This is a genomic window from Listeria sp. MAN/IMW/UF464, from assembly GCF_058683955.1.
This window is the reverse complement of record NZ_JBZWZP010000001.1, coordinates 31,984-44,327: the sequence shown is the minus strand read 5'-3', so window position 1 is coordinate 44,327 and position 12,344 is coordinate 31,984. Positions and strand designations below refer to the sequence as shown.

The 12,344-nt window shown below is 36.2% G+C and carries 10 protein-coding genes; 1 reads left to right on the top strand and 9 read right to left on the bottom strand.

Annotated elements, in window-relative coordinates:
- Positions 1 to 63: 63 nt before the first annotated feature.
- Positions 64 to 3,135: an SbcC/MukB-like Walker B domain-containing protein gene (locus AC4PG0_RS00290; protein WP_492167666.1), complete on the bottom strand. Its 3,072-nt coding sequence runs from the start codon at positions 3,133 to 3,135 to the stop codon at positions 64 to 66.
- Positions 3,132 to 4,256 carry an exonuclease SbcCD subunit D gene (locus tag AC4PG0_RS00285; RefSeq protein WP_185484711.1) on the bottom strand — a complete coding sequence of 375 codons (1,125 nt, stop codon included), beginning with the start codon at positions 4,254 to 4,256 and terminating at the stop codon, positions 3,132 to 3,134. Before AC4PG0_RS00285 ends, AC4PG0_RS00290 begins: the two co-directional genes overlap by 4 nt.
- A 115-nt stretch (positions 4,257 to 4,371) precedes the next feature.
- On the opposite strand from AC4PG0_RS00285, the gene AC4PG0_RS00280 reads away from it, so the two are divergent.
- Entirely contained in the window at positions 4,372 to 4,980 is a 609-nt protein-coding gene (locus AC4PG0_RS00280) for a lysophospholipid acyltransferase family protein (RefSeq protein ID WP_003762533.1), read from the top strand.
- Positions 4,981 to 5,021: 41 nt separating this feature from the next.
- Here the strand turns inward: AC4PG0_RS00280 and AC4PG0_RS00275 are convergent, their stop codons facing one another.
- The 7 genes from AC4PG0_RS00275 to AC4PG0_RS00245 form a co-directional block, all read right to left on the bottom strand.
- Positions 5,022 to 5,537: a hypothetical protein gene (locus AC4PG0_RS00275; protein WP_003767188.1), complete on the bottom strand. Its 516-nt coding sequence runs from the start codon at positions 5,535 to 5,537 to the stop codon at positions 5,022 to 5,024.
- A gap of 173 nt (positions 5,538 to 5,710) precedes the next feature.
- Complete coding sequence (locus tag AC4PG0_RS00270; RefSeq protein WP_003772132.1) at positions 5,711 to 6,199, bottom strand: CcdC family protein; 489 nt, start codon at positions 6,197 to 6,199, stop codon at positions 5,711 to 5,713.
- 80 nt (positions 6,200 to 6,279) lie between these two features.
- Positions 6,280 to 8,085 carry an ABC transporter ATP-binding protein gene (locus tag AC4PG0_RS00265; protein ID WP_003772133.1) on the bottom strand — a complete coding sequence of 602 codons (1,806 nt, stop codon included), beginning with the start codon at positions 8,083 to 8,085 and terminating at the stop codon, positions 6,280 to 6,282.
- On the bottom strand, positions 8,069 to 9,838 hold the full coding sequence (locus tag AC4PG0_RS00260; RefSeq protein WP_010991648.1) for an ABC transporter ATP-binding protein: 1,770 nt from the start codon (positions 9,836 to 9,838) through the stop codon (positions 8,069 to 8,071). The genes AC4PG0_RS00265 and AC4PG0_RS00260 overlap by 17 nt, the downstream gene beginning before the upstream one ends.
- Positions 9,839 to 10,251: 413 nt before the next feature.
- Positions 10,252 to 10,872 carry a cell surface protein gene (locus AC4PG0_RS00255; RefSeq protein ID WP_203575973.1) on the bottom strand — a complete coding sequence of 207 codons (621 nt, stop codon included), beginning with the start codon at positions 10,870 to 10,872 and terminating at the stop codon, positions 10,252 to 10,254.
- A gap of 15 nt (positions 10,873 to 10,887) precedes the next feature.
- On the bottom strand, positions 10,888 to 11,382 hold the full coding sequence (locus tag AC4PG0_RS00250; protein WP_003772139.1) for a matrixin family metalloprotease: 495 nt from the start codon (positions 11,380 to 11,382) through the stop codon (positions 10,888 to 10,890).
- 177 nt (positions 11,383 to 11,559) lie between these two features.
- A complete protein-coding gene (locus tag AC4PG0_RS00245) occupies positions 11,560 to 12,198 on the bottom strand; it encodes a VanZ family protein (protein WP_492167665.1) in 639 nt (212 codons plus the stop codon).
- Positions 12,199 to 12,344: the final 146 nt, after the last annotated feature.

The following is a 12,344-nucleotide window of genomic DNA, read 5'->3' as shown; positions in this document are numbered from 1 at the left end:
CGTCCATTACTCTAAACTACTATTATATAGGAAAAGACGAGTGACGGCAACGCAAGCGGTCTTTTAGCTATTAGCAGTAATAAATTTAGTTGTACTTCCGTGATTAGTTGCAGTTACTTCTAACCTTGCTGAAATGCGTTCTTTTAGCTCTGGCACATGGGAAATAATCCCGACTAAGCGGCCGTTTTCTTGTGTTTCCAGTAAACATTCTACGGCGACCTCTAGTGACTCTGGATCAAGCGTACCAAACCCTTCATCAATAAACATGGTTTCCAGTGAAATTCCACCAGCCATTTCTTGGACAACTTCTGCAAGCGACAAAGCAAGTGCTAGCGAGGTTTTAAAACTTTCTCCACCTGAAAGTGTTTTTACATGACGCGTCAGCCCCGTATATTCATCAAAAACTTCAAGTTCTAACCCACTTTGGACATTCCCTTTTGCTTTTTCGATTTTTCGCTTGAGTTCAAAGCGTCCGCTAGTCATTTTAGATAAACGATGATTAGCTCGGTGGATAATAGTATCTAAAAACATCGCTAAAATATAACGTTCAAATGTTAGCCTTCTAGCATTTTTACCACGAGCTGAGTCTGCTAATAAGCCAATGTCCGCATAATTTTCTTCTGCTTTTTCTACTGCTTGAATACTGTTTTGATAGTTTTCGGCAAGTTCTTTTCGTTTCAAAACAAAGTCGCGTTGTTTAATTGTGTTTTCTTCTGACTGAGCAAGTTCTAATTGTTTTTCGGTCATAAATGATTCTAGTTGTTCGATATTTGGTTTTTGTTTGTTTTTCAGTTTTTCTGTTAAATCAGCTTGGCGTGATATAGCTAAATGGCGTTTCCGCTCAAAGTCAGCTAGTTGTTCTTCTTTACTTTTTAGTTCTTCTACTGACATTAAAGCTTGTTTATACGCCTCATAAGTAGGAAAATCATTTTGTTTCATTGCGTCTTTAAAAACTTCGCGTTGGACTTGTAATGCTTCTTTAGCGTCCAGTGTTGTGTTCTCGGCAGATTGCAATGTTGATTCCAGCCTAGTTGTTTCTTTTTCAGCTTCTCTAAATATTTTATCCACTTGTTCGGCTTGTTCCAGATGCGTTTTAATGCTGTTACTTAATTCATTCTTTTTCTTATCAAAAATAGTTTTGTCTCGTAAATCGACTGGAATTGCTTGTTCTAAATAGCTTAGTTTTCCAGATGAGAGTTGGACTTCTTGATGAAAACTTTCTACTTGAAGAGCCGTATTATTTTTTTCTGTTTCTAGCTCTTTTTGTTTGTTTTTTAATGTTTCAAGTGTGCCTTGAATATTTTCTTTTTGCGCCACGTTAGTTTGTAATTGATTTATTTGATCTGATAGGTTTTTAGCTAATTGGCGGTTTTCTGCTAATAACTTTTCTACTGCAACTAGATCCACACCTGCTATGTCTGCCCATTCAGCTAATTGCCATTCAAGTTGGCTGATTGATTTTTCAACCTCATTAATCGCTAATTGTTTTTCGTGTAGTTTGGCTTTTGCCTCTTCTAGCGTTGTGAGGCTGGCCGATTCCCCGTATTCTGCCAATTGTGGATGTGACACAGATCCGCAGACAGGACAAGCGTCACCCTCGTGCAAATGAGCTGCGAGTGTTGCAGCTTGTTCTTGTTGTAAATTTGATTCTTCTTGTTTAATCGTTGTTTCTATAGCTAATTTTTCTGTTAAAAGTTGTTTTAGCGTTTGTTCTTCTGTTTGTTTTTGTTTATTCCATAGATCCATTTTCATTCGTTTATTAACAAGTTCTTGATTTTTTTCAATGAGAGCTTCGGCAGTTGTTCGTTTATTAATAGCCTCTAAAATCGCTAGTTCTGCTTGGTTAATTTCTCCTAAACGAGTTTCCATTGACTGTAGTTCTACTGCGATTTCCTGCTCTGTTTTCATCACTTTTTCTAAACGATCCGCTGCTTCTTTCCAATTAATTTCTGCGCGTCTTTTTTGAATCGTTACTGTTTCTAATTCAATGATTTTTGGTTCCATTTCTTCTAATTGAAAAAGTGTGCGTTTGTTAGCTTCTAGTACTGCTTCTTGTTCAGCGAGTGCTTCTTTTTGTTTTTTTGCATTTGAAAATCGGTTTGTTATCAACTCTACTTCATGCGCCACTTGTTTTTCAGTATTTACTGCTGTTTCTAATTGTTCTTTTAAACGGATACAAAGCGCATCCTGAGAACGCAGGTTACTGGCTCTTTTAGCTGCTTCAATTCGGTTTGCTATCACTTGATAAAAATCTTTTTCAGCTTCTAATTTAGCTACTTCTTCTATATATAAATCTAAATTTTGCCAATCAAGCAGTTGTTCTTTCGCAAGAGTCACTTTTTCAACCGCTTCACTTGTTTCTTTACGAATGATGCTTAAAGCACTTTCTAACTCTGCTAAAATTGCTTGTTCTTGCTTGATAGCTTCTGTTTGCAGCAAACTAATTTCAGTTGTTGTCTTGCCGGTTATTTCTATTCCTGGCAAGCTGAGTTCGGCAAGCTCGGCGACTTTTTTTCTCGCTTCGACAACTAAAATTTCTGCTTCTTTTTGTTTTTCCCACAGCAAATTTTCAACTTTTTCATAGTACACGGTATGCGCTAATCGTTGCAAAATTACTTCTTTTTCTTTACTATCCGATACAAGTAGTTCTCTAAATTCACCTTGAGGAATCATTAAAATTTGTCTAAATTGATCCACATTAAGTTGAATTAATTCTTCCATTTTCGTATTAACATCACGAACGGAACTCGCAAGGAGCTTCATTTCATCACCTATGAGTTCGTATAATTCAGCTTTTTGAGGAGAAGTTGTCGTTCCATTTCCTCGTTGTTTAGCAATTTCTTGTTGAGGAATACGACTGATCTGATAAATTTTGTCTTTCAATCTAAACACAAGCGTTACTTCCGTTATTTCTTTGTCCGTCGCAAAATGGCTGCGCATGGAAAAACTTTCCCGATCGAATGTGTTTGCTTTTCCAAAAATCGCAAAGCTAATTGCATCAAAAATAGTGGATTTCCCCGCCCCTGTTTTACCAGAAATCACGAAAATTTGTTCCGTTCCTAGTTTTTCAAAGTCAATTACTTCTTTTTTGGCATAAGCTCCAAATGCTTGCATGGTTAATTTTATCGGTCTCATTCAGTATCCTCCTTTCGAGCTTCTTCAAATACATCTGCTAATTTTTGTTGTTGCGTCTCCGTTAATTTCGTACCATTTACATATTCAAAAAATTGCCCAAATAACTCTAAATCATCTTTTTTCATCATTTCTTCAAAGTTATCTTGCGTTTCTTTTAAGGTTTGCTTTTTACGTTCTAAATGTAAAATATTGGGATAAAATTGGCGCAATTTCCCCATTGGATCAATTAAAGCACCTTCATCCATTAAATTAACTTGAAAGAAATCATTTGGATTTTCCACTAAGTTTTCCGTAAGTTCCGCCAGTGTTCCAGAAATGATGCGCATATCATGTTTCGGCGTTAGAAATCGCTCTTTTACATTAATAAGTTCATTTCCCTCAATTTCTACAATGCGCACACTTTTATTATCCTTTGTTTCTGAAAAAGAATATTTTAACGGCGATCCGCTATAAAAAATAGCAGGATGATTAATCGCATGTGGGTGATGCAAATGACCAAGCGCGGTATAAGTAAATCCATCAAAACAGTTCGTTGAAACTCGGTCCACATTTCCTATCGCAAGTTGGCGTTCTGAATCGCTAGGAATCCCGCCAGAAACAAACGCATGTCCTACTAAAATTTGCGCCTTAGCTGGGTTCCATTTTGTTCGAATTTGTTTCGTCACGGCTTGCATAGCGTCCTCAAAGCTACGAATAGAACTATCAGCCAAAACTTCACGAATAATTGCCGGCTCATGATAAGGCACAAGCCACACTTCCGCATCCATAAACGAAATTGGTTCAAACTGCGAAGTACATTTCCCTTTCATATATAGCTTGCTGCTTTCGTACCACTGACTGCCAAAAGCTAGTCGCTCTGCACTATCATGATTACCACTAATCGCAAATATCGGAATACCTAGTTCTACATTCCATTTCACTAAAATATCATTTAGCACTTTCACCGCATCCGCAGGCGGTACAGCACGGTCATATAAATCTCCAGCCAAAATAAGCGCATCAACTTGTTCTTCCTCGGCAATCTTCGTTATTTGTGCCAAAATATATTCTTGCTCAGCTAGCATCGATACGCCAGATACAATTTTCCCTAAATGCAAATCAGCTGTATGTAAAAATTTCATCGTTTTCCTCTTTTCTTTTTCTCAGAGATTATTTATTTTTAATGCAAAACTCGTCATTTTTAAGTATACTAGATATAGTTTAAAAAAATAACTAGCAATATTGGGAGTGAAGAAGTTGTTTTATCATTTCGCAAAAAACCTCGTTCATTTTATTTTAATTATTATTGGTGGACGATTTCAAGTACAAAACAAAGAGAAAATTATCGAAGCGCCTTATGTTGTAGTTTCCACTCATACGTCTTGGATTGAGATCTTATATCTTGGTTTCGCTTTGTCGCCAACACCAGTACATTATATGGCGAAACAAGAGCTTTTCAAAGGAAAATTCCTCAACTGGCTAATGACGCACCTTAACGCTTTTCCAGTCAATCGTGATAATCCTGGACCAAGTGCCATTAAAGCTCCCATTCGGATGCTTAAATCTGGTAAAGTAGTTGGTATTTTCCCTAGTGGTACAAGAAAAACAACCAACCTTCATTTAAAACGTGGTGCTGTAACTATCGCTCATAAAGCAAAAGTTCCAATGCTACCTGCTGTTTATGATGGACCCAAAACATTTGGAGAAATTTTAAAACGCAAAAAAATCATTATTCGTTTTGGCGATCCGGTATTATTCAATGATACCGAACTTGACCAAAAAGAGCTACTAGAAGTTAAGTCTCAAGAATTAATGGCGACATTTGAACAACTTCAAAATGAAATTAACCAAACAAAAAACAAATAATAAAAAAGACAGCTTCCATTTGGAAACTGTCTTTTTTATTATCAGGAAGCTGTATCAGTTGTAATGCTTGAAGGATTAAGTCCAGCATCTTTTAATACGCCAGCAATTGCTTCGTCCGCTTTTGCCATCGCTTCGTCTGCTTTTGTTGTGTCACGACCGCTAGCTTTAAGTGCATCTGCTTCTAATTTATAAGCATCACTTAATTGTTTCACAGCTGCTTTGAAATCATCTGTGTATTTACCTAGGTCTGGTGTTTTTTCACTAGCAAGTGTTTCAGATACTTTAAGTGCTGATTCACTAGCTGGTTTTGCAAGAGCAGCAAGGTCTGCTTCAGATGGTTTAGGATCTGCGCCAACCGCTCCTACATAAGCGTTGTAATCGCCGTTGTTTTCATTAATAACGTCTACTAAGTCCATGTAATAATTTAATACGTCGTCCTTAACGTTTGATGTTTCTTTTTTTGTGTCTTCTTTTTTGTCGGAACTATTAGAACCGGAACAAGCCGCAAGCGACAATCCTAGTGCTAAAGTTAAAACTACTAATAACCATTTTTTCAAGATGATGTCCTCCTTTTTTTCAAGCCAAACTCGGAAGCCCTTTTGTAACTGGCCGCGTCAGTCTCGGATATGCTTCACCCATCCGGCAAGTAACATTACTCACGATGTAACATTATTCATTATAAGCTATTCATACTAGATAATTCAAGCTGTTTTGGAAAATGCTTTCACTATTATTCGTACTCGCCACTAACTTCTACTTTACCTAGCTGTTTTTCCGTATTTTTATATTGGAAATACATAACGATTCGCCAAGGCACAATCATTGCAAACGCCATAATCCAGAACATACCAGATAATTCGCCTACTTCCAAACTGCCGCTAATCCAATATTTAATGAAAATCCGAATAAGCAATAATCCCATCAAAATAACCGGAAAAGCTTTCGTGCGTTTAATAAATACGTATTTATGACGAACTTCGAATTTTGTAGTCCAAATTAAAATAACAGAAAACACTAGCCCCATGGCAATTGCTTCTAAAATATCTACTACCGAAACACGGAAAAAAGGAATAACAAACATGAGTGCGCCTGTCGACATCATAATTGGCGGTATGATAATCCCTTTCACACTTGCTGGACGCTTCGATGCTTTCATTCTTATCATGATAATTCCAGCCCCAAAAACAAGTGTAATGATAATTGAAATGACTAATGACACGATTAATTCCCCCTACTTATCTGCTGTAACACTTCGCTCCTCATTATATTCCTTTTACCGCTTGAAATAAACTTCTCTGCTTAAAGCGCTTCGTCTAAATCCATTCCGCTATTTTGTAATTGATACATTGAGTGATATACACCTTGTTCTGCAATTAATGAATCATGTGTACCACGCTCAATAATTCGCCCTTTAGATAAAACTAAAATTAAATCGGCATCCTTAATTGTCGAAAGTCGATGCGCAATCGCAATCGTTGTACGTCCTTCTCTCATTCGTTTTAACCCAGTTTGAATTAAGCTTTCTGTTTCTGTATCAATATTTGCTGTCGCTTCATCTAACACAAGAATTTGTGGGTTCGTCACAACTGTTCTAGCAAAAGAAATCAACTGCCTTTGCCCACTTGAAAATGAAGCACCTCGCTCAATAACTTTATGTTGATATTGATCGGATAGCGTTTGAATAAAACCATCTGCTTGAACAAATTTCGCGGCATCCACAATTTGCTCATCCGTAATGTTTTTATCATAAAGACGAATATTCGTGTTAATATCGCCATAAAACATAAAACTATCTTGTAAGACAAGTCCCGTCTTCTTACGCAATTCAGCAATTTCATGGGATTTAATCGACTTACCATCAATTAAAATATCGCCGCGCTCGAATTCATAAAAGCGCATCATTAAATTGATAATCGAACTTTTCCCGCTCCCTGTATGACCAACTAAAGCCACCGTTTGACCAGGTTCTGCTGTAAAGCTAATATTTTTAAGTACATCACGTCCGCCTTCATACGCAAACGAAACATCTTTAAACTCAATTTTTGCACGAGTAATTTTTGCTTCTGGATCATTTAATTGAGCTGGGACTTCTTCTGTTTCATCCATAATACGAAATACTCTAGACGCTGCTGTGATGGCTTCTTGATACATAGCCAAACGTTCCATTACGTTATAAATCGCTTCTAAAAACCGATCAAAATAACTAACAAACGCATAAATTGTCCCGATAGCTACAGGACCAGTTAAAGATTCAGCCCCGAAAAAGCTAAGAATAATCACAACTGCTAGCGCGTAAATCAAGTCAATGGCTGGCCCAAGTAATAGTGCATTAAATTTAATATTTTTCATTCCAACATCATAATAGTCTTTGTTGATGTGCTCGAATTCTTTTACTAAACGGCGCTCTTGATTAAATTGTTGCACAATTGACATCCCTGAAATCGACTCAGCAATTTTCGCATTTAATTGGCTTAATTTTTCTCGTCTTGCCCGGTAAAACTGGGAACTGTATTTCCGGTAAACAAAAATAATAAAGACAATAAGTGGGAATAACAGCAAACTATAAAGCGCTAACTGAACATTGAGCGCAAACATCGCCGCATAAATCCCTACGAGCATAAACAAACTTTGAATCGCAGTTGAAAGCACATTAATAAACATATCTTTCACAGCTTCCGTATCATTTGTCACACGCGAAACGATACTCCCAGCAGGTGTTTTATCAAAATAACGCATTCCAAGTGAATGAAGCTTCGTAAAAATGTCAATCCGCATTTGCTGCACAATTTCAAGCGCGATTTTTTGGAAATAAAGCAATTGGAAGTACCACACAATGGATTTCCCAATTGTCAGCCCTAAATACCCCGCTCCTAAAATTAACAAAGCTTGCATTTCTAAATTCATTGGCGTTAAATAATCATCCAAGAATATTTTAATTAAAATTGGCGCGAATACATCTGCAAGCGTTACAAGAAGAACAAGAATTCCAGTCCAAATCAAACTTGGAATATGATATTTTGTGTAACTAAGCATTCGCTTTAATACTGCACGGTGTTCTTTACCGGACATCACTAACATTTCGTCTTGTTCATTCATCACTTCCATCAGCCGCACCCCCTTCTCCTAGAGCTTCCTCTAGTTGTTGCTCATGGAACATTTCTGCATACCAGCCATCTAGCGTCATTAGCTCACTATGCGTTCCTCGTTCCACAATTCTCCCCTTATCAATAACAATAATCAAATTAGCATGTTCCACAGAGCTAAGTCGGTGTGCGCTAATGATGGTTGTCTTATCAGAACGATTCTCTTTTAAATTAGATAGAATCTGTTCTTCCGTTTTTGCATCTACCGCCGAAAGTGCATCATCCAAAATCAACAATTCTGGATTCATAATTAAGGCACGTGCGATTGCAAGACGCTGTTTTTGTCCACCAGAAAGTGAAACTCCGCGCTCGCCGACAATCGTATCATACCCATGTTCAAACCCAAGAATATCTTCATCAACAGATACAAGTTGCGCGATTTTGCTCACTTCTTCTTGAGGTGCTTCTGGTTTCCCAAAACGAATGTTATCACGCACGGTTGTTGAGAATAAAAACTGATCTTGTGGCACATAGCCGATTGCTTCTCTCAAAGCTCGTACAGTGTAATCTTGAATTTTTACATCAGCAAAAGAAATTTCGCCATCGTACGTATCATATTCTCGCATTAATAATTTTAATAACGATGTTTTCCCTGAACCAGTTCGCCCAACAATTCCAAGCGTTTCACCAGATTTTAAGTCAAAACCAATCTCTGACAATACTGGTTCACTTTCATCAGGATAGGTAAATGCATTAATTTCCACATGTAAATTACCTTCTGGAGTAACATCTACTGCATCTGCGTGATCAATTACATCTTCTTTTTCCGCAAGCAAATGCTGCACACGGTCGTAAGAAGCATTTCCGCGCTGAATGATATTGTATAAAAATCCAAATGCTAACATCGGCCAAATGAGTAAGAATAAATAGTTTGAAAAAGCAATCACTTGTCCAATAGTCAATTCTCCGTCAACAACGAATTTAGCTCCAAACCCTAAGGAAAGCACAAAGGAAATCCCTACAATAATCGAAATCATTGGATCGAACATCGCATCCACTTTAGCAACTGAAATATTTTTTTGAACTACTTCTTTTGTTTGTTTGGCAAAATCTTGAATATCTTCTTTTTCTTGCCCAAACGTTCGTGTGACTTTAATTCCTGAAATACTTTCTTGTGTTTTATCATTTAACATCGAAAAAGCAGCTTGAGCCCCGTGGAAACGATCATGTAATTTTTTACCTAAAATCGAACTTCCGAGTACCATAAACGGCATTGGAAGTAATGCAATCAAAGTAAGGCGCCAGTCAATCGTAATCGCCATGGTTGCAATAACCGTTCCTCCTGTTAACACAGAATCCGATAATGTCAAAACACCAATTCCCGCCACTTGTTGAATAGCGGTAATATCATTCGTCGCATGTGCCATTAAATCCCCAGTACGATAACGTTGGAAGAAAAATGGTGACATCTTCGTAAAATGTTCGAACAGTCGTAAGCGTAACGTCCGTTGTAATTTGTTATCAGAACCGAAAATCAACATCCGCCAAACGTAACGTCCAACGTAAGCAAGAACAGCTGCTACAACGAGAATAAGCATCCATTTAATCAATTTTTCTTTTGTCAGTGAGTCATTTGTGACTGCATCCACCGTGTAGCCAATTATTTGCGGCGGTACTAACTGCAAAAGCGCAATTGTAAATAAAATTGTTACCCCAAACGCATAAGACTTCCAATTTTCTTTAAAAAACCAGCTTAATGCTTTAAAAATTTTCAAACAACTATCCCTCCCTTTTTTCCTTAAATTTGGACAAATAAAAATAATGGACCTATTTCTGCCCATTATTACCCGAAAAAATATATTTATTTGTCACCACTTTGTATAAAATAAAACCAACTTAAAGGAGAGTTCCCTTGCTCGCGAAATGGTCCGGTGAAATAAATTCTATTTTTAAGCGCAATAATGCCATGTTTGAAGTCGTAATATAATTATTCATCGTCCATTCCTCCTTTGTTTTATTATGCAACGATATTAGTTTAACCGATTTCGTTTGAAAGCGCAACAAATAATTGCAAATTGTTTAAAAATTATTTGTATTTCGGGATTACTTTTAAGAAAAAATACAGCTATATACAATAAAAGCATAACGATACTTAGTAAGCACCGTTATGCTTTTTGATCATTTCTATTTAGTTTTCTTCTATTTTCACTTGGTTTTCTACGGCATTTTCATATGTTTCATATTCTTCTGTTTGCGTAACTTCTTTTGCTGTATCGATATTTTTTGTTTTTTCATCGAATGCTATTGTAGAGTTACCACCTGAAATAAGTAATGAACCATCATCTTGCGTATAAGCAGTAAAAATATAAACTTTTCCTACATCTGGCAGTATGTCATCTTCAAATATATCATAGGCAGAACCGTCCTCTCGAATACCACCTTGTTTGGCTATCGCAAGTTCTTTATCCGTTGCCAGTTCATTTTTTAAATTAGAAATAACTTTGATTTTATAATTTGTGTAGGCTTCTCCGATATATTTTACCGAACCATCTTCTTGTTCGATTGGCGTTTTATTTTTATAAATAGTCCCGCTCTCTCCTGTTACTTTTCCGACAAACACATAATCCGCATCACCAACAACTTCATTTGGATTATCGATATTTAGTGTATAGTCTGAATGAATGGCATAAGTTGGAACTTCTTTTTTCTTTGGTTCTGTTTTTTCTGCATATGTACTTACTGTTAGCAAGCAACCGATACCTAAAATTGTTACTGTTGAAGCAATTATTCCCATAGTTGTCTTTTTCATCTTAAGTACCCCTTTTTAATATTTTTTATATGCTGCATCATAAGATCTTTTGTCGTTCGTAGATAAGCTCGTCTTGGAAGTACTATATTGGTACATCACATCAGAGGATGCATTATGAGCTAATCGCAAACCATGACCTAATTCGTGTGTTGCTACATTTTGCTTACCAGCATTATTTTTTTTATCCATATTTTTTTTGTTAAAAGTAATTTTTCCATTGCTATAAGTAGTAGCATTAACATTGTTATTGACGGAAACATCACTGCAATAAACATCAGATTTATTCTGCGCAGAAGCTGGTCTAATTACTCCCTTTTTATAGGCGTTCCAAGTATTGGCCCCTGATCTTATAAAAGACATATACTTCGAATTACCTGAGTAATCTAAATGCTTACTACTATCTACTAAATCCCATGTAATAATTTTAGCTGCCGCACTCGCTTCCACACTCGGCATAACCATACTCCATACGCAAATAAATGCTACTAACAATGATAAAATTTTCTTCATTCTGTGTCGCTCCTCTTTGTAAGTAATTTTTCAAGTGAAACAGTAAACATATTAGTTAATACGTATACCTTTTTTTCTTCCAAACGTGATGAATACTCCCCCTTTTCTCTCAAACTATATCATAAAAATAGGAAATCCCTATTTAAATAATAACAAGCTTTCGTACGTACTAAATTTTTAAAATTGGCTCGAGTTTCTGGGCTTTTGTGCTCTAAATACATTTTTTATACAACAGTAAACTCCGAATCCAACGAAAAAACCGATGATATATAATAGCAAATCGGTTACATCAAACATCCCCCCTTTTAATATAGATTGCAAGCTTTCGATTACTAAAATCAAAGTAAAAAAGGCAATAAAGCGCTTTAGAAAATCATCCAAAAATGGAACAAAGCTTAGCAGAAAATACATAGGAGTGAATAACACTAAATTAATTAAAAGTACGAACCACGAAGCTTCATTAATGCGTAAATCTTCTAAAATAAGCATCACATTGACATTGAAATAGGACTCTAAAGATACACTATCATCAGGTCTTAATAAGCCGATAGTTAAAACGAATAAATACAATAAGAGTAATAAATATCCATCCCATTTATTTTGAAGCTTAAAAACCATTTTGAGTAAAATGTATAGGGTGAATACCACAATCCCAAAAGCTAAAACATTTTTATTCAAGCTCTCCATATTGCCAAAGTACATGGGTAAGATATTATAAAATATACGGAAATATACAATAAAAGCTACTAGCAAACTAAGTAAAAATAAAAGTAATTTATAAATATTTCTTTTAATGTTCGTCATCCCTTTTTCCAACCTTGAACGCCTCATTTCTAAGCTTTATACCCTCCAAAAAAATTGTAACATGGATAGCGAATGTATAACCAAAAATGTAATGAAATAGCCAATTCTTGTCATGAACGACTAAAATCAGGCTTAAATTAGAATTATTATTACACTTT